The organism is Pedobacter kyungheensis (assembly GCF_000812965.1).
Lineage (GTDB): Bacteria > Bacteroidota > Bacteroidia > Sphingobacteriales > Sphingobacteriaceae > Pedobacter > Pedobacter kyungheensis.
Map to the genome: position 1 here is coordinate 187,126 of NZ_JSYN01000004.1, position 23,878 is coordinate 211,003.

Consider the following 23,878-nt stretch of genomic DNA (forward strand, 5'->3'; position numbering starts at 1 on the left):
AAATTATCGCCGGTTTTAGGTTGTGACCAGAATATTTTTTGATAGTTTTATATGGTTGATTTAGACTGTTTTACTGGCATATTAGCGTTATAACAATAAGGAGTACAGCTCTTTTTTGATGTCTTCTATCTTCCTTGGGTTCTTTTTATCATCGTAACGGGTATAGAGATCGACCATTTTTTTGAAATCTTTTTCGTTGTCGGTTTTTTTGCCTTTGGTTGGTGCGGCAATGTTCATGACCGGCACATTTTTAGCTTCAATTTTTGTGGCGAACCAGGTAGTATTATAGCGGGGTATGGCCAGGCCCAGGATCATACCGGGCAATCCTGTAAACCCTTCGGGGCCACCTTTTAATAAAATTTCATCGGTATAAAATGCAACTACCGATACGCTATCGTGTATAATGGCTATTGCTTTTCTACATTCGTAACCTGCAATTTTACGTACATCGTGCATAATCTTCCAATTGAGGTGGGGGATAGTATCCTTTAAAATAAAATCTTCACCACTGATCGGTTTCCTGAATACACGGGCTTTTTTATTAAAATCGGTATAAAGCTCGTTTGTATTTTCATTGGCAATAAAAAAGAAATTGTTATCGTTTAAAGTCTCTTTAGGTTTGATTTTATAAATTGATGTACTGTCATTAAAATTATACTCCCAGTTTGAAGTCCGGTATTTGCTCATTTTATCCCTGGCATCGTCTGATATCCAGGTATTGTTAGCCAACTGTTGCTTTTGGTTAATCTTCTTTTCGAAGGTGATTTTTGCGCTTCTGATGAAAACAGTTTGTGCCTTGATCGTTGTTACTGCAAAAAAGAAAATTATGCTTAATCTTAAATGTTTCATCTGATGTTATTTTTTATCTGCTTTAACAAAATTTCCGGTTAAATTGTAGGTTACGCCAATTAAAACATAGCGTGGAATAAAACTGTTGGTGTTCTCGCTAATGTTATTGCCACCAACGTATCGGTTATAGCCAATTTTTTCAGCTAAAATGTCAGAAATGGCCACTTTTAACTCCAGTTCTTGCGCCTTAAGCATCTTCTTTGATAGATAAGCATTCCAGATGGCCACATTTACCGGCGTGTTGAACGAAGTGTTAGCAGGCTGGTATGATAATGAAATTGAGGTGTTAAATTCGGTATTGTAAGGAAGTTCTATATTCCCCGAGATTTCGTGGTTGTGGTAAAAGTTTTTACCATTATTGATGGAGCCGATGGATGAGCTACTGTTTGAAAAGGTAAAAGATGGATTGTACTGGATTTGTACTATATCGCTATAATAACTAAAGCGTGGACGTAAACTTATGCTATTGTTTACATTTTCGTTCAGTTTATTGTTTAAAATAGAAACCGAGTTTGAATGGTTGTAACTCGCATTTAAACCGGTATTAAAGTGAATTTTGCTGAAACTTTTATTAAAGCTGGCGCCAGCATAAAAACTGTTATTCCCATTTAAATTGATATAACTGCTAGTCGTTTTGTTTACATCATCTACTGTTCTGGTACTTACCACCGCATTTTTGGTGAAGTTATAGCCACCATAAACATAAGCGTACATCTGCGACTTTTGCTGATAGGTATTAAAATTAAAGCCAAAATTGTTATTAAATGATGGTTTTAGATTAGGGTTACCTTTAATTTCGTAAAGCGGGTTATTTACTTGTCTCAATGGCTGCAACTGATCTAAACTGGGCTGTCGGGTATAGCCATTGTAATTTACCGATACACTGGTGTTTTTACCAAGTTTATAGTTTAGGTTACTTTGTGGAGCCCAGTTTAAATAATTGCGGTTAAATTTATTGTTGCGGTCCAGATCATTCAATTCAAAAGTGGTTTGGGTGGCCTCTGCACCTCCGGATAGTGTAAATTTCTTTGCCCTGTATTGCAGCACTACTTTACCAATATTTGAAAAATTGTTAAAATCGAAATTATTACTCAAAGAATCGATCCGTTTATTGCTTAACGATTTATCAAATACCAACTTATGACTATTAGCGGCTACTGTTTTAAAACTATAAGCTGTTTGTAACGAAAACTGTTTGCCCAAAGGTTCTGTATAGGCTATTCTTGTACCAAGAGAGCTCTCACGGCCTGAATTATCGTTTAAAAAATTCTGGTTTACAATTCTATTGATAACACCATTGTCATCGTAATAATTGGTTACACTTAAACTATTGCCCAGACTGGTGCTGTTTTTGGTTTCTGGTTGTAAATCGATAGAAAGTGTCCGTCCTTTTTTTAAGAACTTTTTAGCGTAATTGATATTGCCGTTAAAGAGATTATTATCGCTATTGCTGTTGTTTTGCTGACTACTGTTGTTTACAAAAAATCCTGAACCGTTTTTGGTTTCGTTTGCGCTGGTGTATTCATCAGCGCTTTTGTTTTTGCTCCCCGCAAAAGATATTTTCAAGGTAGACAGAGAGTCTATTTTAACATCTACACTTCCTTTTAAACTTTGACCGGTATTTTTAGTTTCGCTATTTGCACTGCCGGCACTAAAAAAATTGGTTCCATTAGGTAATAACGATTGATTTTTAAATGTTGTTCTATCCAAAACATCCCTGTTGTTTCCTTTATAATTTAGTTTGAGCCCAACTTTATTTTCATTCCATTTATCAGAGAAGTGTGCACCATAGCTGATAACATCTGGCAGGCCGTTTGTTGGCGAAAAACCATCGTCGTCTCTGCCACCGTAGCTGATCATAACCGTGCTGCCATCATCTCCAACTTCAATCAAATCATAATCATTACCCTTTAATCTACTCATTGCGGCGCTTGCCTTTGAATCTTGATTGGTGTTTGAATTAAATCCGAATACGGCAGCTTTTAACTTGCTTTTGTAAATGCCGGCCATACCACCAACATTTCGGAAATGATTTAAATCACTATTGGCATCCAGGGTACTGAGATAACCGTTTTTGGCATTTTCCTTGAGCTTAATATTCATAACTTTTTCCTTGGCATCACCTTCCTTAATGCCTGAGAGCTCTTCTTGCTTACTTTTTTTATCGTATATCTGAACTTCGCTAACCGCATTGGCTTTGAGGTATTTTTGTGCAAGAAGCGGGTCATCGCCAAAAAACTCTTCTCCATCAACCAAAAGTGTATTCACATCTTTGCCGCCAGCTTTAATTGCACCATCCTTATCAACTTCTATTCCTGGTAGCCGTCTTAACAAATCCTGCAGGTTGGCATGAGGCTTAACTGCAAAACTATCGGCCTGGTAGGTTATGGTATCGCCCTTCATGCTAATGGCTTGTTTTTGCGCCTTGATTGTAACTTCATTTAAAAGCGTGGCCTTACTGTCCATGGCAATATGGCCAAGGTTAAACTTCGATGAATCAGAGAGTTGAATATCCCTGATAAAATCGGCCATTTTAGGAAAGGTTATCACCAATGTATAAGTGCCTTTTTTTAAATTCGACAATTCGAATTCGCCATTGGCTTTGGCCCGTGTATCTTTAACTAAAATAGAATCCTTGCTGTTGATGAGCAGGATAGAGCTGTTTTGTAGTTTTGTTTTCTCAACGGTATCCACAACAATGCCTTTAATACTGGCCTTTTGAGCGAAAACAGGAAGAAATAGTACCGAAAAAATAAAAACGGCGAGGAGATTTTTGAGCATGTATCTGATTGAAGAAACGTTAATAAATGGTTCATTTGGTTAAGGCGCATGAAAATACAACTATTTTGTTAGTTTTTAAGAAAAACAAAATAAATATTTTTAGAATGAGAACGATAACTAAAACCGTTTACAACATATTGGAAAGAGGGGGATTACGGTTTTATCGTAAAAATGATGCAGAGATCGATAAGCTTGGTTTATGCTTTTTCAGCAACAATCAATTTTCTAATCAAAACAACCTGACCTAAATGATAATAGCTGTGCTCGATTACAGCTTCGATATTACGGAGGTAGGTGCCGTATTTTTCATTTTCAAACACCTCATCAAGCTTTTCGTCAGGGATTTGTGCCACCTGCTCAACAAAGTTTGTTGCATTAAGCAGAAACCTTTCTACCAAATTATCCCAATCGCTGGCCGAATGGAGAGGGGGTAAGTCAAAACTATACTGATCTTTTATCGATAATGGATTGCCGTTAAATACCGATAAAATTCCTTCCAGGTAATAATTAATGTGATAAGTAAGTGCGGCAATCGTATTCAGGCTTTCTACCTGGTAAATGGCCTCTTGCCAGCTGATACTCAATAACTGGTCTTTATAATTGGTATTGGCTATCCAATAACCGTTTAATAAAACTTCCTGTAAGCGATTGGCAAGATCCTGGGCCTTTTTCATGTTAGTGTGTAACTAGCAGCAATTATAGTAAATTTTAACTTTCTGCTCTTGCTCACTCCAGGCAATGTAAATGTTATTTTCTTTACCCAAACGATATTTGAAACCATTTAAACCGGTTTTTTTCAATTCTTCGTAAAGTGCTTTGTCAGGAACATAATTGTCGGCTTTATCTTCGGGCATTACAGCGGGTTCGAGGAAATTTTCATCGCTAAAAAAATCATCGGCAATGGTTTTAATAAAAACAATCTGGTCTTTCTCTTTTGTTAAATCGATATTGGGATCGGTACTGCCTAATAGCTCAGTGCCCTTTATTTTGGCATTATAAATCTCTTTACCATCCACTTTTTTAATGGTGAATGTTAATACCATATCTTCGGGTTTTCTGCCAGTGAGTTCGATTTTGAAAGTATCTAGTGTTTTTAAATCGGAGAATGATTTAGCTATACTTTGGTTAACATTTTTGAATTCAACAGATCCGGCTTCTTTGCCCTCTTTAGATTGACAGGCAGAAAATACAATTAAGCAGCTGATAACGAAGATCGATAATTTTCTCATGTTCCGAAAATACAAATTTTAGGTTTATTCCTGCGCGGGCGACTAAAAATAATATCCAAGCGAAAACCATAACTGAAAGTCAAGATATCCTTTTGGGGCAGGGTTGGAGATGTAATTTTTTACATTAAAATACTTACCATAACCCAATGCAGTGGTGCTTTCGAGAAAGAAGTGCTTTTTGGGAATAAACAAAAAGCCAATGTTTGCACCAGTCCTGAAAGAATTGGCATGAAAATTTAAGGTTCTGCCAATCGAAAAGAAACCTGTATTGTCTACTTCTCCTTTTGAAACAATCTGTTTATTTAAATTACCAGCGTATAAGCCATAAAAAGGTATCAGGCTATGGGTTTCAATATCATCAGCATAGATTTTGGCACGCAATAAGAAACCATTAAACTTATAATCTCTGCCCCAGTTTAATTCGCCAGTGGTATAAGAAAGCTCCAGCCCATATTTATCGCTAAAGGTTTTTTCAACAGATATCGCCGGACGTTTAGCCAAAGTATTTAATACATTGGTTTTAACCAATAGTCCGACGCGATCTTGTGAATGGATCCTGAAAGAAATAATGATTAAGAGCATTATTAAGATAACTGTTTTCATGGCGATTTAGCTGTTAAAGCATTAATTTATCGTGAATATAATGATATTTCAAATATTTATTTAAATTTGTGTAACTGATTACGTAATTAATTATTTATGGATTTTTTCGAACAGACAGGAAAAGTAGCGATAGGCAGCAGACTGAGAATGCTAACCGATAAGGTAACTGAAGATGCTGCTAATATTTATCAGCTGTATAATATAGATATGCAGCCAAAATGGTTCCCGGTTTTTTATTCCTTATCGCAAGGTGAGGAGAAAACCATAACCGAACTGGCTAAGGCAATTGGTCATTCGCATCCTTCGGTGAGTAAGATAATTGGCGAAATGCTGAAAAAGGGTTATGTGCAAGAAAGCAGGGATAAAGCAGATGGCAGACGAAATGTGGTTAGCTTAACAGATGCAGGCCGGCAGGTGGCTTATAAAATTAAAGATCAGCTGATTGATGTTGATGCAGCAATTGAAGAACTTTCGGCACAAACACAAAATAAACTCTGGGAAGCGATAGGCGAGTGGGAGTTTTTACTGGAACAAAAAACATTATTAAGAAGGGTGATGGAAAAGAAAAAGGAACGCGATAGCGCAAAAGTTGAAATTGTTGCTTACAAACCCGAATATCAGGAAATATTCAGGGCTTTAAATGTAGAATGGATTTCTACTTATTTCGAAATGGAAGAATCTGATTACAAGGCTTTGGATAATCCGCAAGGTTATATTTTAGACAAAGGCGGTCATATTTTAGTGGCTTTGTACGAGGGAGAGCCCCTGGGTGTTTGCGCTTTAATTAAAATGAATGATGAAGAATACGATTTCGAACTCGCTAAAATGGCTGTTTCGCCAAAGGCGCAGGGAAAGAATATCGGTTTTTTACTGGCCTCGGCTATTGTAGAAAAAGCCAAATCATTGGGGGCAGCTAAAATTTACTTGGAAAGCAATACCATTTTAAAACCGGCCATTAACCTTTACCATAAACTTGGTTTTAAGAAAGTAGCAGGAAAACCAACGCCTTATACCAGGTGTAATATTCAGATGGAACTGGTGATTGGGTAGATAAGCGGTTAGTGCAGAGCGTTTAGGGTGAGTAGTGCTTATCCTCTAAACCCTAAACTAATAACCAATGGCTAATGAACTTATTACGCTAATGAGATAGTTTGGAGTTTTATGTTCAGAGTCAATTAACCGATTCAAACAATTAACCAGTTAAACTACTTATTACTCCTGCTTTAACGCTTTCAGCAATTTGTTTAACTTCAATAAATCTTCTGGCGTATCAATGGCAACAGTTTCTAAATCAGTAACTTTTGTCTGGATGTAAAAGCCGTTTTCAATCCAACGCAGTTGCTCTAAACTTTCGGCTATTTCTAGTGAAGAAGGGGGTAATTTGGTAATGGCTTTTAAAGCCTCTGCTCTATAACCGTAAATACCAATATGTTTGTAAAACTGATGTTTTTCTGCCCAAACGCCCGGCTCGCCATTTCTAATAAAAGGAATAGGGCTACGGCTAAAATACATGGCACGACCATTTACATCGATTACAACTTTTGGACTGTTGGGATTGTAAATGCTTTCCTGGCTTTGAATCGGTTTAATTAAAGTGGCTAATTCTACCTTATCTTCGGCAAAACAGCTGGCCAATAAATCAATTTGTGCCGGTTCTATAAAAGGTTCATCGCCCTGGATATTAATTACGATATCAAAACCCGGTAATTGTTCAATTACTTCCGCACATCTGTCGGTTCCGCTTTGGTGGTGAGCAGCGGTGAACGCAAATTCGCCACCAAATCTTTTTACTTCGTCGGCAATCCGCTCATCATCGGTAGCGATAACCACTTTCGATAAACTTTTCGCCTTTGAAGCCTGCTCGTACACGCGCTGAATCATCGTTTTTCCGGCAATATCAACCAAAGGTTTTCCCGGAAAACGGGTAGAGGCGTAGCGTGCAGGAATAATTCCGATAATTTCAGACATACTATTTATTTAAGGTTCTTAATAGATATACAGTAGCAAAAATAAGTGCTAAAATTACATAAGAAATGGGATGAGCAAAGTTGAATGTCCAGCCCAGCATTTTATGCCGTTTTGGAACGAGTACCCGCGAATCTGCTTTGTTGAAGTAAATGATTCCCCATTTCCAGTTCAGCGGATTCTCGTGTTGGAAATCTTTGCCCATCTCAATTAAATATTTTAAAACCGTGTTTTTTGTTCAGCACTAAAATAAACCGTTAATCTCGGCTTCGATAGATTGGATTACTGTTCCCAAATCTTCAGGGTTGTTGGTAAAATCCAATTTGTCTTTATCCAATATTAATAATTTACCCAGGTTGTAGCCTTTAATCCAGGCTTCGTATTTTTCGTTCAGCTTAGAAAGGTAATCAATTCTGATTCCCGCTTCGTACTCGCGGCCGCGGCGCTGAATATTGTTTACCAATGTAGGAACCGAAGCGCGCAGGTAAACCAGCAAATCAGGCGGTTTGATAAACGAAGTAATGTTATCAAAAATTGCGCGGTAATTGTCATGATCCCGCGTAGTCATTAAAGCCATATCGTGCAGGTTTTCTGCAAAAATATGGGCATCTTCGTAAATGGTCCTGTCCTGAATTACATTGCGTTTATTTACCTCAATATCAGTAATCTGCTGAAAACGGCTGTTCAGGAAATAAATCTGAAGGTTAAAGCTCCAGCGTTTCATGTCGCTATAAAAATCTTCCAGATAAGGATTATTGTCAACAGCTTCATATAAAGCTTCCCAACCATAATTTTTTGCCAGCAGGCCAGTTAAAGTAGTTTTACCAGCACCAATATTCCCTACAATTGCTATATGCATATGTTCTTGCGTTTTGCGTTGGGCGTTTTGCGGGTGGCGTTGTTTCGCCAAACGCTAAGCGCTTATCACAATATTAATTAAAAACTTTTAAACCCGATTAAACTGCGAACTTCCCTGATGGTTTTTTGTGCGCTTTCGCGTGCCTTTAATGCGCCATGTTTGGCCACTTGTCTTAAATAAGCATCATCTTTGGCAATATCCTGAATACGCTCGCGCATTGGCGTAGTAGCAATAATCATATCTTCGGCAAGTTGCTTTTTAAAATCACCATAACGGATTTGCATTTTGTTATAAAGGTCATCGAAATGCTGGTGCGTATCTACACTCGAAACCACTTTCATTAAATCGAAAAGGTTTTGGATCGGCTCTGGCTTTGGCTGGTTTTCTTCAGTAGGGCCACCATCGCTTACTGCACGCATTACTTTTTTACGGATCGTTTCCGGATCGTCAGATAGGTAAACCGCGTTGGCTTCTCCTTCCGATTTTCCCATTTTACCTTTACCATCTAAACCAGGCACTTTTACCAGTTTATCTGAATAGCTAAAGGCATAAGGTTCAGGGAAATATTCGGTGTTGTACAAGCGGTTAAAACGGTTGCCAAAAGTACGCGCCATTTCGAGGTGTTGCTCCTGGTCTTTGCCAACAGGAACCTTAGTGGCTTTGTGGATCAAAATATCAGCAGCCATTAAAACCGGATAGGTTAACAAACCTGCATTAACGTTATCAGGATTGGCACGCACTTTATCTTTAAAAGAGGTACTGCGTTCCAATTCGCCCATATAAGCGTTCATGTTCAGGTATAAATAAAGCTCTGCAATTTCAGGTACATCGCTCTGTATATAAATGGTACTGTTTTCCGGATCTATCCCGCTGGCCAGGTATTCAACCAGTACATGTTTAATGTTGCCATGTAAATCGGCCGGCGTAGGGTGAGTTGTTAACGAGTGTAAATCGGCAATAAAAAAATAGCAGTTGTAATCATTTTGCATTTGCACAAAGTTCTTTACTGCGCCATAGTAATTACCTAAATGTAATTTTCCTGTTGAGCGAATGCCGCTCACCACTGTTTCTTTCATAATGGCACGAAATTAAAAATAAAATGCAAGCATTGTATAACATGAAGTTAATTTTATCTCAATTTAGATTATTGCCTTATACATTACTTCACCGTCGTTTTCTGCTAAATTAATGGAAACGACTATAACCTTAACCACCTAAGAAATATAAGTACACACTAGCTGAATGTTCTAATATGACTTATATGGTGAAATGATTATAATGTTTTAAATTCCACCACTTAAAAAATCGTATATATAAAATACAATTATGTCAAGCTATTTTATATTTTTGAAGCATCTATGATTAAAATTCTTCGTCAGCTGCACCGCATATGGTTTCTATTCTGGATCATATTCTTTTTTGCGCTGTTTTACCCATTTTACTATTTAACATCGCGCAACGAGCGCTATTATGGTATCTTAAATTTCTTCAGAAAAGCAAATAGTTTTCTATGTAGTTTTTTCTCAGGGGTATTTTTCGCTTACCATTATGAAGAAAAGCTGGACAGGAACCAAACCTATATTTATTGCGCCAACCATAGCTCTAACCTCGATATCATGATTTTTTGTATCATGGGGCATGGGAAGTATCATTTTATGGGAAAAGATGAGCTGCTAAACAATCCGGTGTTAGGCATTTTTTTTAAAACCATTGACATATCGGTAAACCGCGATAGCAAGATTTCGGCTTTCAGGGCATTTAAAAAAGCTGGCGAAAATTTAGAAAAGGGAATGAGTCTGGTCATTTTTCCTGAAGGAAAGATTGACGATCATTATCCACCAAAACTCGGTGAGTTTAAAAATGGTCCTTTTCGTCTGGCTATTGATAAAAACATCCCTTTAGTGCCGGTAAGTTTATCCAATGTTTGGCAAATTAACTGGGATGACGGCGCAAAGTATGGAAGTAAGCCGGGAATTTGCGATATTTACGTCCACAAACCCATAAATACCGCCACAATGACTACCGATGATTCGGATAAATTGAAAGAGCAGGTGTATCAATTGATTGATAGTAAGCTAGTATAATATGATTTTAGACGCAAAAACCATCCATAAAATAGCCGATCTGGCCAGAATTCATATTGATGAAAAGCAGGTTGATGTTTTAATTCCGGAAATGAATAAAGTTTTATCGTTTATGGAAAAGTTAAACGAATTGGATACCACTAATGTAAAACCTTTGGTTTATATGAACGAATCGGTTAATGTTTGGCGTGAGGATGTAGTAAAACAAGAAATTACCACTGCCGAGGGGTTAAAAAATGCCGCAAAACATAGCGACGAATTTTTTATGGTACCCAAGATTATTGAAAAATAGCTTGTAATTAAAGCCACAGATTTACAGATTGGATAGCCTTTGTAACTGTGCTTGCTTTACAGTCCGTTAATTTAAGCAGTATTTGCAATCAAATTTTAAATCTCTTGTAACATACCTGCCATTACTCATGTCTAAAAAAGAAAAAACATGGAGAAACCACTCATTACTATAAAGGAAATTGGCCGTAAATATGTTATTGGATCTGAGGTGATTCACGCTTTAAAATCAGTTTCTTTAGATATCCATAAAGGCGAATTTGTAGCATTGATGGGGCCATCTGGTTCTGGTAAATCTACTTTGATGAACATTTTAGGCTGTTTAGATACCCCTTCAAGCGGTACCTATGTGCTAAATGGTACAAATGTGAGTCACATGAGCGATGATGCACTTGCAGAAGTGCGGAACAAAGAAATTGGTTTCGTGTTTCAAACCTTTAACCTGTTGCCACGCTCAACCTCTCTCGATAATGTAGCTTTACCGTTAATTTATGCCGGAAGCAGCAAAAAAGACCGTCAGGCCAGGGCTGCCAAAGCCTTAGAAAACGTGGGGTTAGGTAACCGTATGGACCATAAACCTAATGAGCTTTCTGGTGGTCAGCGCCAGCGTGTGGCAGTAGCAAGGGCATTGATTAACGATCCATCTATTATTCTTGCCGATGAGCCAACCGGTAACTTAGATACCAAGACATCAATCGAAATTATGGGTTTGTTAGAAGAAATCCATAGCAAAGGCAATACCATCATCCTGGTAACACACGAAGAGGATATCGCCCAACATGCACACCGGATTGTGCGTATGCGCGACGGATTGATCGAAAACGATTATTTAAATACCGAAGTAAAAAATGTTTCGCCACGCCTGCAGGCTTTGAAAGAAAGCGGCAGCGATTGGGAGAAAATTAACTAGGGCTGAAGGTGTAAGGCATAGGGCTTAAGGTTTTGTAGCACTATTCTTAAATCTTTCCAAAAATAAATTGAGGTTAATGGTGTAAGGCATAGGGTATAAGGCTTTAAGCCCTAAACCTCATACCTCTAACCTTTTCATATGAAAATCTATACTAAAACCGGCGATAAAGGACAAACATCACTTATTGGTGGTACCCGGGTGCCTAAATTCCATCACCGTATCGAAACTTACGGAACCGTTGATGAGCTTAATTCGTATATTGGTTTAATCATGTGCCAGGATATTAATCCGCACTACAAACAGTTGCTGAAAGAAATCCAGGACCGTTTATTTACGGTTGGTGCATCGTTAGCTGCTGATCCGGAGAAATCTAAAATGAAAATTCCTGATTTGCACGATGCGGATATTAACCTGCTTGAAAAGGAGATGGACGAAATGAATGAATTATTGCCTGCTTTAAAGCATTTTGTGCTGCCTGGCGGAAATACTGTAGTTTCTTACTGTCATTTGGCCAGATGTGTATGCAGAAGGGCAGAGCGGCTTGCTGTAGCGCTTGCAGAAAATAGCTTTGTAGATGAGCGGGTAACGATTTATCTGAACCGTTTAAGTGATTATTTGTTTGTTTTGGCACGAAAACTGACGATGGATTTCAAGGCGGAAGAAAACATTTGGATTCCGCGGGTTTGATAGTTGAAAAATAAGTTTGTTTTGCTCAAAAATTTTAATATACTTTGCGCATAATAAAGGAATACGAATTAAATTGAATTGATGATATGTATTGGACATTAGAATTAGCATCGCACCTGGAAGACGCACCATGGCCTGCAACTAAAGACGAATTAATTGATTACGGTATCCGCTCTGGTGCCCCGGTAGAAGTTATTGAAAACTTACAGGCATTAGAAGATGATGGCGAGCCTTATGAAACGATTGAGGAAATCTGGCCTGATTATCCAACGAAAGAAGATTTCTTCTTTAACGAGGACGAATACTAACAAGAAAATAAGGAACCTCCCGGAAACACCGGGAGGTTTTTTTATGCCTAAAAAATGTTTCCCGCTGATTACGCAGGTAAAGGCCGCTTATCTAATCTGCGTTTATCTTCTCAAATTTGCGGGAGAGTGATTGGCGCTTTGTTTCCCGCTGATTACGCGGAGAACGCAGATGAAGGCCTGTTATAAACAAATCTGCGTTTATCATCTTAAATCTGCGGGAGAGTGATTGGCGCTTTATTTCCCGTTGATTACGCGGAGTGTGCAGATAAACGGCTGTCATAAACAAATCTGAGTTTATCTTCTTAAATCAGCGGGAGAATTATTGGTGCTTTATTTCCCGCTGATTACGCGGAGTGCGCAGATGAAGGGCTGTCATAAACAAATTTGCGTTTATCATCTTAAATCTGCGGGAGAATTATTGGCGCTTTATTTCCCGCTGATTACGCGGAGTGCGCAGATGAAGGGCTGTCATAAACAAATCTGCATTTATCATCTTAAATCTGCGGGGAAATAATTTGATATTATCTGCTCAGATTATGCGATCTAATCCGTCTTTCCCCTCCTGGATTTGTCTGAAAATTATCGCAAAATCAAATTAATCTTTACAATTCTTAAACAAAAGTTAAAAATCGGGTGTTAATACTGCAATAATTTACATTACTAAAAAATTAACACTATGGGAAATTTATTGTATTTAGTCGCAGTAGTATTGGTAATACTTTGGGTCATCGGATTTATATTTCACGGCTTCGGCGATGTTGGCGGTATAATCCACGTTTTATTGGTTATCGCAGTGATTGCCATTCTGCTTAAAATTATTGGCAGGGCAGCATAAAATATATCAATCCGTTATGCGCTTCTTTTAAGTACGCCTTAAAACAGAAGGATAACAAAAAAGGAGTTTCAATTTTGAAACTCCTTTTTCAATAAATTAATGTTTTAGCAACAGTTCAGCCAGCTCAAGATCAATCGGGTAGGTGATTTTAAGATTACTGCGTTCGCCTTCAATAATATTAATGTTGTAACCTATTGATTCGACTACGCTGGCATCATCCGTAAAATGAGTGTCGAATTCCTGATTATAAGCTTCTTTAAGCACGTTAATACTAAAAGTTTGAGGTGTTTGCACCAGGTAGATTTCATCGCGCTTTAATGCAGTTGTTTTTCCGTTTTTAAACTGGCGCACGCTATCACTCGATTGTACAGCCGCAATAACATTACCCTGCAGGGCAGCCGCCTGATAACAACTGTCAATAAGTTTTTTCGAAACCAATGGGCGTACGGCATCATGAATGGCAACAAAACTATCCTCTTCTATGCTATAAACCGCATTTTTAACTGAATGGAAGCGCTCCGTACCGCCATCAATAACCTGATGAGGAACACGGAAATTAAATTCATCGCACAATCGGTGCCAATAAGCTTGCTGTTCTTTATTTAAAACCAGTAAAATTTTGGGTTGGGCATCGCTTTGTGCAAAAGCTTTTATGGTATGCATTAAAACCGGGAGGTTTTTGAGCAGTAGAAATTGTTTTGGGGTTTCTGTTTGCATCCGATTGCCAGAACCGCCTGCTACAATTATAGCGTAGTATTTCATAGTTGTGCGTTTAGGGTTTGGCGTTCAGCGCTAAATCGCCAAACGCCAACCGCAAAACTTATATAATTAGCATGGCATCGCCGTAGCTGTAAAATTTATATTTTTCTTTAACCGCAACCTCGTAGGCATTCATTACGTTTTCGTAACCACCAAATGCACTTACCATCATCAATAAAGTAGATTCTGGTGTGTGAAAATTGGTAATCATAGAGTTTGCAATGCTGAAATCGTATGGAGGGAAGATAAACTTACTGGTCCAGTCGTTAGCAGCTTTTAAAGTTCTGTTGGCAGAAACGGCCGATTCGATAGCACGCATTGAAGTAGTACCTACCGCACAGATTCTTTTTTTGTTTTCTAAAGCCCTGTTTACAATGTTAGCATCTTTTTGCTCGATGATAAACTGCTCTGAATCCATTTTGTGTTTGGTTAAATCTTCAACCTCAACCGTTCTGAAAGTTCCTAAACCCACGTGTAAAGTTACTTCAGCAAAATCAACACCTTTAAGCTCAAGACGTTTCATTAATTCGCGGCTAAAGTGTAAACCTGCAGTAGGAGCAGCAACAGCACCTTCGTGTTTAGCAAAAATGGTTTGGTAACGCTCTTTATCTTCGGCAGTTGCTTTACGTTTAATGTATTTAGGAAGTGGTGTTTCGCCTAAAATTTCAACGTTTTTTCTAAACTCTTCGTCGCTACCTTCAAATAAGAAACGGATGGTACGTCCACGTGAGGTAGTATTATCTACCACTTCAGCCACTAACAAATCGTCGTCGCCGAAGTACAATTTATTACCTACACGGATTTTACGGGCCGGATCAACCAAAACATCCCATAAACGCAACTCTTTATTTAATTCACGTAATAAGAAAACTTCAATAGTAGCACCTGTTTTCTCTTTGTTGCCGTATAAACGTGCAGGGAAAACCTTGGTGTTGTTTAATATCATAACGTCTTTGTCGTCGAAATAACCTAAAACGTCTTTGAAAATTTTATGTTCAATTTTACCGCTGTCTTTGTGTAAAACCATTAGGCGAGCTTCGTCGCGTTCTTCAGCCGGATTATTGGCTACCAATGATTCAGGTAAGTTAAATTTGAATTGTGATAATTTCATTCCTGATGAATTTTTTGAGGTGCAAAAATACGAATTTAATTTTTCTTTTCGGTATTTTATCAAACGCATTTGATTATATTATGTTTTACATTACTTTAAGTTAAATTATACAGCCTGTAAATGCGGGCTAGCCACAAAAATTAATTAGTTTTGAAGATATGCTGTAACCTTTTAACAGGCTTTGCATCTAACCACTAATTATGATAATCTTTAGGCTAATAGGCGAGAGTTTCCGTTTTGCATTTGATGCGTTGCGCCAGAATAAATTGCGTACCATGTTATCGCTTTTGGCTATAACCATTGGTATTTTTACCATTATTGCGGTGTTTTCTGCTGTAGATACCTTCCGCGGTAAACTGCAGTCGAGCGTTGATAAACTGGGTTCGAATACCATTTATGTACAAAAATGGCCCTGGATATTTGGTGATGGCTACCCCTGGTGGAAGTACATGAACCGCCCTCAGCCTTCTATACGCGATTTTGAAACGCTGCGCGAAAGGATTGAAAATGCACAAGGTGTAACCTTCGAAATATCGACCAACGACCGTACCATTAAATACCGGAGCAGTTCGGTTGAAGGAATTTCGGTTTGGGCAGCCTCACACGATTTTAATAAAACCTGGAATTTTGAGCTGCAAGATGGCCGTTACTTTACCGAAAACGAAAGTAAAAACGGTTCGCCGGTTTGTATTTTAGGTTCTGATATTGCCGACGGTCTTTTTAGTGGTGATAAGGCGGTAGGGAAGCAGGTACAGATTTTAGGCAGAAGGTTAACTGTTGTTGGCGTTTTCAAAAAAGAAGGTGAAGATATGCTGGGTACATCGCTCGATAAGAATGTAAATATCCCTATAAATTTTGCCAAAGGCGTGCTGGATATCCAGAGCGAGCGTTACGGACCACAAATTACAGTTCGCGGTAACGATAACGTGAGTTTAGAAGAGGTAGAGAGCGAATTGAGAGGTTTAATGCGCTCAATTCACCGCATCAGACCAGGCCAGGAAGAAGATTTTGCCTTAAATAAAACTACCATTTTATCTAACCAGTTAGATTCGATGTTTAAGATGGTTAATATTGCCGGATGGGTAATTGGAGGCTTCTCTATTCTGGTGGGTGGCTTTAGTATTGCCAATATCATGTTTGTTTCGGTGAAAGAGCGTACCAATATTATCGGTATCCAAAAATCACTAGGGGCTAAAAACTATTTCATTTTACTACAATTTATATTCGAATCGATTTCACTATGTATTCTGGGCGGATTGCTGGGGCTGTTACTGGTGTACCTGTTTGCATTGGGTATTGGTGCTGCTACCGATTTCCACATTATATTGGGCCTCAATAACATTATTTTAGGTATCGGAATTTCTATCATTATTGGTACAATTTCGGGATTCTGGCCAGCTTATTCGGCTTCGAGGTTAGATCCGGTAGAGGCGATCAGGAGCTAGTTTAGTTTACAGTTATCAATTTACAGTTGGCAGTTTGCAGTTTGACAGGGCATTAGGATGTAGTTACCCTGGTTAAATAAACCTTATAGAAGTGGAAAGCCCGGAGTGAGGTACGAACGAGGACTTGAAACGGAAAGAAGGACTGATTGAGCCATGAAATGCTGACTTTCATTTTCAAAGTTTGAAATATAGCTAAATTATAGGGATCAATTTTTGTGGTCGGTGTGACACCAACCACTAAGGTTAAGATTCCTGGAGGCAGATCTCTCCACTCCATTACATTTCGGTCGAGATGACGAAAAGATAAAACCCCTCGTTAAATCTAATTAACGAGGGGTTTATTATTATATAGTTAACTGAAAATTGCTAACCGTTAACTGAAAATTGTCAAGTGATTAAGCTAATTTGCCTAAAGCTTCTTTAATTCTTCTTAATGCTTCAACCAAGCTCTCGTCTGATGCGGCATAAGATAAGCGGATGTAGTTGTTGTTACCGAATGAATCGCCACCTACGGTTGCTACGTGACCCACGTTTAATAAATATAAAGCCAAATCAGCCGAGTCTTTGATTACGTTGCCATCAGCATCTTTTTTACCGAAGAATGAGCTGATTTCGGGGAAGAAGTAGAAAGCACCATCAGGAAGGTTGGTTTTTACACCAGGAATTTCGTTCAACAAGTTGTATACCAATTCTCTTCTGCGTAAAAATGCTTCTTTCATTTTTAGTACGCTTTCTAAGCCTTGCTCGTAAGCAACAATACCGGCACGTTGTGCAATAGAGCAGGTACCTGAAGTAGTCTGGCCCTGTAATTTATCGTTAGCTGCTGCAATTTCTTTGTTAGCGGCAATGTAACCTAATCTCCAGCCAGTCATGGCAAAAGCTTTAGAGAAACCGTTTACAATAATTACACGGTCTTTAATGCTATCGAATTGTGCAATTGATTCGTGTTTATCTACAAAGTTAATATGCTCATAAATCTCATCAGAAAGGATGTAGATGTTAGGGTGTTTTTCAAAAACTGCTACTAATGCTGCCAATTCTTCTTTGCTGTAAACCGAACCAGTTGGGTTACATGGCGAAGAGAACATAAACAGCTTGCTTTTTGGCGTAATGGCTGCTTCTAGCTGCGCAGGGGTAATTTTGAAATTGCTTTCAATGTCGGTATCGATAAAAACAGACTTTCCTTCGGCAAGGGTAACCATTTCTGAGTAAGAAACCCAGTAAGGAGTAGGGATAATTACCTCATCATCAGGATCAATTAAGGTTAAAATTACGTTTGATAACGATTGTTTGGCACCTGTTGAAACCACGATTTGAGAAATATCGTAATCTAAATTGTTTTCTGTTTTAAGTTTATTTACGATCGCCTGGCGCAGGTCAGGATATCCCGGTACTGGCGAGTAGCGTGTATAATTTTCATCTAATGCCTGTTTAGCAGCATTTTTTACATGGTCTGGCGTATTAAAATCGGGTTCACCAACACTTAAACTGATTACATTAATGCCCTTTGACGCTAGTTCGCGGCCAAGTTTGGTCATTTTAAGGGTTGCAGATTCTGACAGGCTGTTGATTCTTTTCGATAAGGTGCTCATGGTTAATTACTTTGAGCGCAAATATATAAACCAAATATTATTCTGCACTAAAAAACCGATAATTTTCTCATTTAATTTAGGCGATAAGCGTATTTTTGTAGAAAAAAGTACTGTGTCGGTAAAGAAAAGAGCAATTATACTGTCGTTGGTAGTAAGCATTTTATTAATGCTGGCCAAGTTTGCAGCTTATTTTATTACGGGTTCTAACTCCATTTTAACCGATGCAGCAGAGAGTATTGTAAATGTTATTGCAGGTAGCTTTGCTTTTTACAGTATTTACCTCAGTACGCAACCACGCGATGAAAACCATCCTTATGGGCATGGTAAAGTAGAGTTTTTCTCAGCTTTTGTTGAAGGTATACTCATTCTGATTGCGGGTGTTATCATTATCTTTAAATCTTCCTATAACCTTATTTATCCCCATGCAGTAGGACAACTGCTGGAAGGAACGCTGATTATCGGGATTACGGGGCTGATTAATATGATTGTGGGCTTGTATCTCATTAATGTAGGAAAAGACCAGCATTCGATTACCTTACAGGCTGATGGAAAGCATTTGTTAACCGATACTTATACCAGTGTGGCCATTGTGGTAGGCCTGATCCTGATCCAGCTGACAAATATTATTTGGCTGGATAGCTTACTTTCTGTACTGGTTGGTTTTTATATCGTTTATTCTGGCTATAAACTTACCCGCGGTTCGGTGGGAGGCTTAATGGATGAAAGCGATTTTACCCTGGTAGAAGAGGTGGTAGAAGTATTGCAGAAAAACCGGCATAACCCCTGGATTGATGTACACAACCTGCGTACACAACAGTATGGCCCCGAATTGCATATCGATTGCCACGTAACTTTACCTTATTATTTCGACTTAAATAAAGTGCATCGCGAGATTTCACAGATTGATGAACTGATTAATTCGAATGGCGTGCGCAAAGCAGAACTCTTTATACATGCAGACCCTTGTTTGCCCGAATGTTGTCACTACTGCCACATGAGCGAATGCCCGGTGCGATCGGAAGCATTTAGAAAAGAAATTGTATGGACACCGGAAATTGTAATCAAAAATAAAAAGCATTTCGAAAATGAGCTACTTTAATGTTCGTGTATACGGACTCTTAATTAACCAGAATAACGAAGTTTTGGTAAGTGATGAAGAAGAATATGGTTTCCGTTTTAGTAAATTTCCCGGTGGCGGTTTAGAATTGGGCGAAGGCCTGATTGAGGGATTAAAGCGCGAATTTGTAGAAGAATGCGAAGCCGAAATAGAAGTTTTATCGCATTTTTATACGACCGATTTTTACGAAAAATCATCCTTTAACGATAGTCAGGTAATCAGTGTGTATTATCTGGTTAAAGAAAAAGCACCGCTTAAACTGGCTTTTAAAGATAAAATTTACGATTTCGATGGTGAGGGCGAAATTCTTCAGGCTTTCAGGTGGGTTAAAGTAGAAGATCTGGCTATTGATGAAATCACTTTCAAAACCGATAAAACCGTGGCGCAGCTTTTAAAAGATCAATATTCAGTTAAATTGTAAATTTTTATGTCTGATACTTCCAAACTTCGAACTCCAAACTCCAAACTTAACTTAGCTGAACGCGATAAAAAGGTAATCTGGCATCCCTACACGCAAATGAAAAATGCTTTGCCGCATATTCCAATTGTGAGGGGCGAGGGCGTTTACGTTTTCGATGAGAACGGTAAAAAGTATATCGATGCCGTTTCTTCATGGTGGGTAAATATTCATGGCCATGCACATCCTTATATTGCACAAAAGGTTGCTGAACAACTGAATGTGCTCGAGCACGTTATTTTTGCAGGCTTTACCCATGAACCGGCGGTTTTACTGGCAGAAAGATTGTTACCCATCTTACCGGGTAAGCAGGATAAGGTTTTTTATACCGATAATGGATCTACAGCGGTAGAAGTAGCCCTGAAAATGTGCCTGCAGTATTGGGACAATAAAGGTAAACCTAAAACACGCATCCTGGCCTTCAAAAATGCCTACCATGGCGATACTTTTGGAGCGATGTCGGTAAGTGGTCGCAGTATTTTTACTGATGCCTTTAACAGTTTGCTTTTCGATGTAGATTTTATCGACCTGCCAAACGAAGACAATATCTCTGATCTTGTTGCGCATATCTCAACTCTAACAAATACCGCTTGTTTTATCTTCGAGCCACTTATTTTAGGCTCGGGCGGTATGCTGATGTACGAAGCAAAATACCTTGATGAATTAATCGTAGCCTGCAGAAAAGCCGGTATTTTAATTATTGCCGATGAGGTAATGACGGGATTTGGTCGCACAGGAACCTATTTTGCCTGCGAAAAACTGGTGAATAAACCTGACATTATTTGTTTAAGTAAAGGTTTAACTGGTGGCACTATGCCTTTGGGAGTCACTACATGTACCGACGAAATATTTGAAGCCTTTTTAAGCGAAGATAAACTAAAAACGCTTTATCACGGACATTCATTTACAGCAAACCCCATAGCCTGTGTGGCTTCGCTGGCTAGTTTAGATATCTTATTACAGGAAGAAACTCTGGCCAACATTAAAAGGGTAGAGACTAAGCACGCCGTGTTTTTACAGGAAATAAAGGCGCATGCTAAGGTTAAAGCAGTTAGGCAAACGGGTACCATTATTGCTATTGAGTGGGAAACCGGTAACGAAACTTCTTATTTAAGTAACCTGCGTAACTTATTGTATGCTTACTTTTTAGATAAAGGTATTATATTGAGACCTTTGGGTAATATCATTTATATTTTGCCGCCTTATGTGATCAGCAATGCCGACCTGGATTATATTTACGGGGCTATAAAACAAGCTTTGGAAGAGATTTAATTAGATACCGGGCGCGTTATTCGCGCCCGGTAAATTAGCAATTTGTTAAGCAGCCGGCTCCAGGTAATTTTTAAGCGCATCGTTAACAAAGTAGTTCCAGCCTCCATTGAAACTTGTTTTAGCAAAATCAGATCCGTTATTGGCAAAGCTTTCTAAACCGGTATGTGTGAGTTTTAATAAGGTTTTATCGCCTTGCTCAAATAACTCCCAGCTTACTACCGAGTTTCCAGGGTAACCGTCGTAACGCCAGGTATAGGCCAGTTTTTTACCTTCAACAATTTCGGTTATTTCGCATACATGCAGGTATTGAGGGCCATCGTCTGGTCCACCGGTAAATTCGAATTTAAAGCCAACTTCGGGTTTAAAATCAGCCAGCTGAAAGTACCACTGCTTAATTTCATTATTATCGGTTAATGATTTCCATACTTTTCCGATAGGGGCGTTGTACACCCGTTCTACAATAACTGGTTCGTTTTCCATCTTTATTTTGGTTTTAGTATAAATTTATTCTTGTTCTGTTTGCTGATCTTTGGAAAGGTGAAGGGCTAAGGCATCTAATTTTCCTGTCCAGAAAGAACGGTATTGCTCTATCCATTGTGCTACTTCTGCCAGTTTTTGAAACTGGATGTAGCAATATCTGTCGCGACCTTGTTGCTTCATTTCAACTAAACCGCATTCTGTTAAAATTTTAATGTGTTGTGAAATGGCGGGCCTGCTCATCTCAAAGTTTTCGGCAATGGCATTCAGGTTTAAAGTTTTATGCGCAATGAGGCCGATAATTTCGCGGCGGGTAGGGTCGGCAATGGCCTGAAATACGTCTCTTCTCATGATTGTGTAAGTAATTGCTTACGAATATAAGTGTAAGCGATTGCTTACGCAAATTTTTATTACATTTTTATATTAGATTTTTCGATCTAATTAATTGAGGTACATTATTAAACAAGATTAATCTTTGCCATATTTTGCTGTAGATTTTGGAGGTGCCACATTGCGATAAGATAGGGTAAGGGCATCGATCAGCATTTCATCAGCAAGATCTGTGATTTCAAAAATAGTCCAGCCTTGTTTGCCCCAGGCTCCGTTTGCAGGTTTTATTTTGTCGGGCTTAAAATCGCAGAAAACAGATTGGTCGATTGCTGACAATTTAAAGGTGGCCTTGCTGTGTTGAAGATCAAGCGTGGCAAATATCTTTTTGTTTACCCTGAAAGAAGTTTTCTCGAAATGGGGCATTTCAACAGCTTGATCAAATGAAAGACAATGTGCCCGGAAGGTTGAAACATCCATAACGGTAGGTTTTTGAACTACAATTTATACAATTTCTGCGGAAACTGCTCGGCGTGGCTTAAAATAAGATTTAAGATGTAACTGTTTGATTGGTAGGTAGACAAATCACTTTTAATTGGCGCTAAGCCATCTGAAAGATATTTGGTATCGGTAAAATAGCCCATGCCGTAAAACTGACCATTTTCAACTACCAGACAACTAAACTCATTGTCAGCCCGGCCTTCATCAACCAGTGCAAAGCTCGGCTGCTGTTTTTGTATATCTGCCAGTGCCGCATTCAACTTTTTGTTGTAAACCGTAACGGTTTCTATGCCGCTGCAAGCTCCGAAACATTGCCCGTTTTCGTGCGCATAACATTTGGTAGCTGTTTTTTGCAGGTAACAGAGCCTGGCGCAAAGCTGGTACTTATCTACCAGCTGGTTTAAAAAGTTATAACCTTCCAGCAGGTTGTTAAAACTTTGAAAGGCGCGGTTATTCTTTTTATGCTTATCAATGGCCAAACGCAGGTAACCGTTCTGATCTTCGAATACATACAAGTCATACTTGTGTTCGTAGCGTTTCATGGCACGGTTATTTTCTGGCCAGAGCCGTTTAATTTCATTGGCTTCTAAAATTAAGGCCATTAATTCGGTACCACATACCACAAAATCGACATGATGTATGGTGCGCAAAAAATCCTGACGCTGCCGGTTGGCATTATTACCCGCAAAATGACTGGTCACCCTTTTTTTAAGGTTTTTTGCCTTTCCAACGTATACAATTTTGCCTTTGCTATCTTTAAAGTAATAAACGCCGGGCTGGTTGGGCAATCTTAAAATAGAAGCCTTATCCAGGTTAGGTGGTAAAGCCTGTTCTTTTGAGGTTTTTTTAAGCATTTCTGCGATGATTCCTTTATCATCAGCGCTTAACAGCAGGTTAAAAAGAATACTGGTAGCATCTGCATCACCCGCAGCCCTGTGACGATTGTAGATGGGAATTTCGAGCGCTGTACAAAGTTTACCTAAACTATAGGAAGCTTTGCCGGGAATTAATTTTCTGCTGAGCCTAACGGTACACAGCTTGGTACATTGCAAATCGTAACCTGCAGCTGCCAGATGGTGTTTTAGAAAGGAATAATCGAAATTAACATTGTGCGCTACAAAAACCTTATCGTTTAGCAGCTGGTAAATTTGTAAGGCTACATCGTTAAAAACAGGTGCATCCTTCAGCATGGCATCATCTATACCGGTAAGCGCTGTAATATGTGCCGGAATAGCTATTCCTGGGTTAATGAGGGTAGTATACGATTCTACTATTTCATTACCATCGTGAATATTAATGGCAACTTCGGTAATGCCATTTGCTGAGGCATGACCGCCAGTGGTTTCGATATCTACAACTGCGTATAACATGAAATAAATTTTGACTACAAATTTATGCTAAAATAATTAGTATAAAAATAAT

At 38.7% G+C, this 23,878-nt stretch carries 27 protein-coding genes; 11 read left to right on the forward strand and 16 right to left on the reverse strand.

From position 1 onward, the window contains the following. Positions 1-87 precede the first annotated feature (87 nt). The 5 genes from OC25_RS04790 to OC25_RS04810 all read right to left on the reverse strand — a co-directional run bounded on the left by OC25_RS04790 (position 88) and on the right by OC25_RS04810 (position 5,462). Positions 88-849 (reverse strand): GLPGLI family protein, encoded by a 762-nt coding sequence (locus OC25_RS04790; protein ID WP_039472345.1) that lies wholly within the window; start codon positions 847-849, stop codon positions 88-90. Positions 850-855: 6 nt separating this feature from the next. Further along, the gene (locus OC25_RS04795) at positions 856-3,630 is read right to left on the reverse strand and encodes an outer membrane beta-barrel protein (RefSeq protein ID WP_039472347.1); all 2,775 of its coding nucleotides are present in this window, start codon (positions 3,628-3,630) and stop codon (positions 856-858) included. A 197-nt stretch (positions 3,631-3,827) separates the two neighbouring features. Then, positions 3,828-4,304 (reverse strand): DinB family protein, encoded by a 477-nt coding sequence (locus OC25_RS04800; protein ID WP_039472350.1) that lies wholly within the window; start codon positions 4,302-4,304, stop codon positions 3,828-3,830. 12 nt (positions 4,305-4,316) lie between these two features. Then, on the reverse strand, positions 4,317-4,859 hold the full coding sequence (locus OC25_RS04805) for a hypothetical protein (RefSeq protein ID WP_039472352.1): 543 nt from the start codon (positions 4,857-4,859) through the stop codon (positions 4,317-4,319). Between the two features lie 42 nt (positions 4,860-4,901). Then, positions 4,902-5,462 (reverse strand): DUF3575 domain-containing protein, encoded by a 561-nt coding sequence (locus tag OC25_RS04810; RefSeq protein ID WP_039472354.1) that lies wholly within the window; start codon positions 5,460-5,462, stop codon positions 4,902-4,904. A 96-nt stretch (positions 5,463-5,558) separates the two neighbouring features. On the opposite strand from OC25_RS04810, the gene OC25_RS04815 reads away from it, so the two are divergent. Then, a complete protein-coding gene (locus OC25_RS04815) occupies positions 5,559-6,512 on the forward strand; it encodes a bifunctional helix-turn-helix transcriptional regulator/GNAT family N-acetyltransferase (protein WP_039472356.1) in 954 nt (317 codons plus the stop codon). Positions 6,513-6,674: 162 nt separating this feature from the next. Here the strand turns inward: OC25_RS04815 and kdsB are convergent, their stop codons facing one another. From kdsB to trpS, 4 genes are all read right to left on the reverse strand, one after another. Then, on the reverse strand, positions 6,675-7,430 hold the full coding sequence (gene kdsB / locus OC25_RS04820) for a 3-deoxy-manno-octulosonate cytidylyltransferase (RefSeq protein WP_039472359.1): 756 nt from the start codon (positions 7,428-7,430) through the stop codon (positions 6,675-6,677). A gap of 1 nt (position 7,431) precedes the next feature. Further along, entirely contained in the window at positions 7,432-7,632 is a 201-nt protein-coding gene (locus tag OC25_RS04825) for a DUF5808 domain-containing protein (protein WP_039472361.1), read from the reverse strand. 39 nt (positions 7,633-7,671) lie between these two features. After that, positions 7,672-8,286: a deoxynucleoside kinase gene (locus OC25_RS04830; protein WP_025144984.1), complete on the reverse strand. Its 615-nt coding sequence runs from the start codon at positions 8,284-8,286 to the stop codon at positions 7,672-7,674. 77 nt (positions 8,287-8,363) lie between these two features. Next, positions 8,364-9,362 (reverse strand): tryptophan--tRNA ligase, encoded by a 999-nt coding sequence (trpS, locus tag OC25_RS04835; protein WP_039472363.1) that lies wholly within the window; start codon positions 9,360-9,362, stop codon positions 8,364-8,366. Between the two features lie 282 nt (positions 9,363-9,644). On the opposite strand from trpS, the gene OC25_RS04840 reads away from it, so the two are divergent. The 6 genes from OC25_RS04840 to OC25_RS27835 all read left to right on the forward strand — a co-directional run bounded on the left by OC25_RS04840 (position 9,645) and on the right by OC25_RS27835 (position 13,398). Then, positions 9,645-10,370, forward strand: coding sequence for a lysophospholipid acyltransferase family protein (locus OC25_RS04840; RefSeq protein ID WP_039472365.1), 726 nt, complete (start codon positions 9,645-9,647; stop codon positions 10,368-10,370). A gap of 1 nt (position 10,371) precedes the next feature. Further along, positions 10,372-10,662 (forward strand): Asp-tRNA(Asn)/Glu-tRNA(Gln) amidotransferase subunit GatC, encoded by a 291-nt coding sequence (gatC, locus tag OC25_RS04845; protein WP_039472367.1) that lies wholly within the window; start codon positions 10,372-10,374, stop codon positions 10,660-10,662. Positions 10,663-10,809: 147 nt separating this feature from the next. Then, a complete protein-coding gene (locus OC25_RS04850) occupies positions 10,810-11,568 on the forward strand; it encodes an ABC transporter ATP-binding protein (RefSeq protein ID WP_039472370.1) in 759 nt (252 codons plus the stop codon). A gap of 138 nt (positions 11,569-11,706) precedes the next feature. Beyond that, positions 11,707-12,255, forward strand: coding sequence for a cob(I)yrinic acid a,c-diamide adenosyltransferase (locus OC25_RS04855; RefSeq protein ID WP_039472372.1), 549 nt, complete (start codon positions 11,707-11,709; stop codon positions 12,253-12,255). Between the two features lie 86 nt (positions 12,256-12,341). After that, positions 12,342-12,563, forward strand: coding sequence for a DUF2795 domain-containing protein (locus tag OC25_RS04860; RefSeq protein WP_010603503.1), 222 nt, complete (start codon positions 12,342-12,344; stop codon positions 12,561-12,563). 676 nt (positions 12,564-13,239) lie between these two features. After that, entirely contained in the window at positions 13,240-13,398 is a 159-nt protein-coding gene (locus OC25_RS27835) for a lmo0937 family membrane protein (RefSeq protein ID WP_143009563.1), read from the forward strand. A gap of 96 nt (positions 13,399-13,494) precedes the next feature. Here OC25_RS27835 and OC25_RS04865 read toward each other — a convergent pair whose 3' ends face one another. Both OC25_RS04865 and queA read right to left on the reverse strand, forming a co-directional pair. Beyond that, entirely contained in the window at positions 13,495-14,160 is a 666-nt protein-coding gene (locus OC25_RS04865; RefSeq protein WP_039472376.1) for a 2-C-methyl-D-erythritol 4-phosphate cytidylyltransferase, read from the reverse strand. A 58-nt stretch (positions 14,161-14,218) separates the two neighbouring features. Next, positions 14,219-15,268, reverse strand: coding sequence for a tRNA preQ1(34) S-adenosylmethionine ribosyltransferase-isomerase QueA (gene queA / locus OC25_RS04870; RefSeq protein WP_039472378.1), 1,050 nt, complete (start codon positions 15,266-15,268; stop codon positions 14,219-14,221). 200 nt (positions 15,269-15,468) lie between these two features. Here queA and OC25_RS04875 point away from each other — a divergent pair, with 200 nt between their 5' ends. Further along, a complete protein-coding gene (locus OC25_RS04875; RefSeq protein ID WP_039472381.1) occupies positions 15,469-16,713 on the forward strand; it encodes an ABC transporter permease in 1,245 nt (414 codons plus the stop codon). Positions 16,714-17,108: 395 nt separating this feature from the next. On the opposite strand, the gene OC25_RS04880 is transcribed toward OC25_RS04875, so the two are convergent. Then, the gene (locus OC25_RS04880) at positions 17,109-18,305 is read right to left on the reverse strand and encodes a pyridoxal phosphate-dependent aminotransferase (protein WP_209435566.1); all 1,197 of its coding nucleotides are present in this window, start codon (positions 18,303-18,305) and stop codon (positions 17,109-17,111) included. 112 nt (positions 18,306-18,417) lie between these two features. Between OC25_RS04880 and OC25_RS04885 the strand changes: the two genes are divergently transcribed. Genes OC25_RS04885 through bioA form a run of 3 tightly spaced genes read left to right on the forward strand, consistent with a single transcriptional unit; the run spans position 18,418 to position 21,151 of the window. Further along, on the forward strand, positions 18,418-19,404 hold the full coding sequence (locus OC25_RS04885) for a cation diffusion facilitator family transporter (protein WP_039472620.1): 987 nt from the start codon (positions 18,418-18,420) through the stop codon (positions 19,402-19,404). After that, positions 19,391-19,843: an NUDIX domain-containing protein gene (locus OC25_RS04890; protein ID WP_039472383.1), complete on the forward strand. Its 453-nt coding sequence runs from the start codon at positions 19,391-19,393 to the stop codon at positions 19,841-19,843. The genes OC25_RS04885 and OC25_RS04890 overlap by 14 nt, the downstream gene beginning before the upstream one ends. 6 nt (positions 19,844-19,849) lie before the next feature. Then, positions 19,850-21,151 (forward strand): adenosylmethionine--8-amino-7-oxononanoate transaminase, encoded by a 1,302-nt coding sequence (bioA, locus tag OC25_RS04895; RefSeq protein WP_052265961.1) that lies wholly within the window; start codon positions 19,850-19,852, stop codon positions 21,149-21,151. 45 nt (positions 21,152-21,196) lie between these two features. Here the strand turns inward: bioA and OC25_RS04900 are convergent, their stop codons facing one another. The 4 genes from OC25_RS04900 to OC25_RS04915 form a co-directional block, all read right to left on the reverse strand. After that, positions 21,197-21,631: an SRPBCC family protein gene (locus OC25_RS04900; protein ID WP_039472385.1), complete on the reverse strand. Its 435-nt coding sequence runs from the start codon at positions 21,629-21,631 to the stop codon at positions 21,197-21,199. A gap of 24 nt (positions 21,632-21,655) precedes the next feature. Further along, the gene (locus OC25_RS04905) at positions 21,656-21,979 is read right to left on the reverse strand and encodes an ArsR/SmtB family transcription factor (protein ID WP_039472388.1); all 324 of its coding nucleotides are present in this window, start codon (positions 21,977-21,979) and stop codon (positions 21,656-21,658) included. Positions 21,980-22,096: 117 nt separating this feature from the next. Beyond that, positions 22,097-22,435 carry an MmcQ/YjbR family DNA-binding protein gene (locus tag OC25_RS04910; RefSeq protein ID WP_039472389.1) on the reverse strand — a complete coding sequence of 113 codons (339 nt, stop codon included), beginning with the start codon at positions 22,433-22,435 and terminating at the stop codon, positions 22,097-22,099. Between the two features lie 17 nt (positions 22,436-22,452). Beyond that, the gene (locus OC25_RS04915; RefSeq protein WP_039472391.1) at positions 22,453-23,826 is read right to left on the reverse strand and encodes an exonuclease domain-containing protein; all 1,374 of its coding nucleotides are present in this window, start codon (positions 23,824-23,826) and stop codon (positions 22,453-22,455) included. Positions 23,827-23,878: the final 52 nt, after the last annotated feature.

What these genes read in the sequence shown, in the direction of transcription:
- OC25_RS04790 (WP_039472345.1), bottom strand. Translation starts at nt 849, where the DNA reads ATGAAACATTTAAGATTAAGCATAATTTTCTTTTTTGCAGTAACAACG.
- OC25_RS04795 (WP_039472347.1), bottom strand. Translation starts at nt 3,630, where the DNA reads ATGCTCAAAAATCTCCTCGCCGTTTTTATTTTTTCGGTACTATTTCTT.
- OC25_RS04800 (WP_039472350.1), bottom strand. Translation starts at nt 4,304, where the DNA reads ATGAAAAAGGCCCAGGATCTTGCCAATCGCTTACAGGAAGTTTTATTA.
- OC25_RS04805 (WP_039472352.1), bottom strand. Translation starts at nt 4,859, where the DNA reads ATGAGAAAATTATCGATCTTCGTTATCAGCTGCTTAATTGTATTTTCT.
- OC25_RS04810 (WP_039472354.1), bottom strand. Translation starts at nt 5,462, where the DNA reads ATGAAAACAGTTATCTTAATAATGCTCTTAATCATTATTTCTTTCAGG.
- OC25_RS04815 (WP_039472356.1), top strand. Translation starts at nt 5,559, where the DNA reads ATGGATTTTTTCGAACAGACAGGAAAAGTAGCGATAGGCAGCAGACTG.
- kdsB (WP_039472359.1), bottom strand. Translation starts at nt 7,430, where the DNA reads ATGTCTGAAATTATCGGAATTATTCCTGCACGCTACGCCTCTACCCGT.
- OC25_RS04825 (WP_039472361.1), bottom strand. Translation starts at nt 7,632, where the DNA reads ATGGGCAAAGATTTCCAACACGAGAATCCGCTGAACTGGAAATGGGGA.
- OC25_RS04830 (WP_025144984.1), bottom strand. Translation starts at nt 8,286, where the DNA reads ATGCATATAGCAATTGTAGGGAATATTGGTGCTGGTAAAACTACTTTA.
- trpS (WP_039472363.1), bottom strand. Translation starts at nt 9,362, where the DNA reads ATGAAAGAAACAGTGGTGAGCGGCATTCGCTCAACAGGAAAATTACAT.
- OC25_RS04840 (WP_039472365.1), top strand. Translation starts at nt 9,645, where the DNA reads ATGATTAAAATTCTTCGTCAGCTGCACCGCATATGGTTTCTATTCTGG.
- gatC (WP_039472367.1), top strand. Translation starts at nt 10,372, where the DNA reads ATGATTTTAGACGCAAAAACCATCCATAAAATAGCCGATCTGGCCAGA.
- OC25_RS04850 (WP_039472370.1), top strand. Translation starts at nt 10,810, where the DNA reads ATGGAGAAACCACTCATTACTATAAAGGAAATTGGCCGTAAATATGTT.
- OC25_RS04855 (WP_039472372.1), top strand. Translation starts at nt 11,707, where the DNA reads ATGAAAATCTATACTAAAACCGGCGATAAAGGACAAACATCACTTATT.
- OC25_RS04860 (WP_010603503.1), top strand. Translation starts at nt 12,342, where the DNA reads ATGTATTGGACATTAGAATTAGCATCGCACCTGGAAGACGCACCATGG.
- OC25_RS27835 (WP_143009563.1), top strand. Translation starts at nt 13,240, where the DNA reads ATGGGAAATTTATTGTATTTAGTCGCAGTAGTATTGGTAATACTTTGG.
- OC25_RS04865 (WP_039472376.1), bottom strand. Translation starts at nt 14,160, where the DNA reads ATGAAATACTACGCTATAATTGTAGCAGGCGGTTCTGGCAATCGGATG.
- queA (WP_039472378.1), bottom strand. Translation starts at nt 15,268, where the DNA reads ATGAAATTATCACAATTCAAATTTAACTTACCTGAATCATTGGTAGCC.
- OC25_RS04875 (WP_039472381.1), top strand. Translation starts at nt 15,469, where the DNA reads ATGATAATCTTTAGGCTAATAGGCGAGAGTTTCCGTTTTGCATTTGAT.
- OC25_RS04880 (WP_209435566.1), bottom strand. Translation starts at nt 18,305, where the DNA reads ATGAGCACCTTATCGAAAAGAATCAACAGCCTGTCAGAATCTGCAACC.
- OC25_RS04890 (WP_039472383.1), top strand. Translation starts at nt 19,391, where the DNA reads ATGAGCTACTTTAATGTTCGTGTATACGGACTCTTAATTAACCAGAAT.
- bioA (WP_052265961.1), top strand. Translation starts at nt 19,850, where the DNA reads ATGTCTGATACTTCCAAACTTCGAACTCCAAACTCCAAACTTAACTTA.
- OC25_RS04900 (WP_039472385.1), bottom strand. Translation starts at nt 21,631, where the DNA reads ATGGAAAACGAACCAGTTATTGTAGAACGGGTGTACAACGCCCCTATC.
- OC25_RS04905 (WP_039472388.1), bottom strand. Translation starts at nt 21,979, where the DNA reads ATGAGAAGAGACGTATTTCAGGCCATTGCCGACCCTACCCGCCGCGAA.
- OC25_RS04910 (WP_039472389.1), bottom strand. Translation starts at nt 22,435, where the DNA reads ATGGATGTTTCAACCTTCCGGGCACATTGTCTTTCATTTGATCAAGCT.
- OC25_RS04915 (WP_039472391.1), bottom strand. Translation starts at nt 23,826, where the DNA reads ATGTTATACGCAGTTGTAGATATCGAAACCACTGGCGGTCATGCCTCA.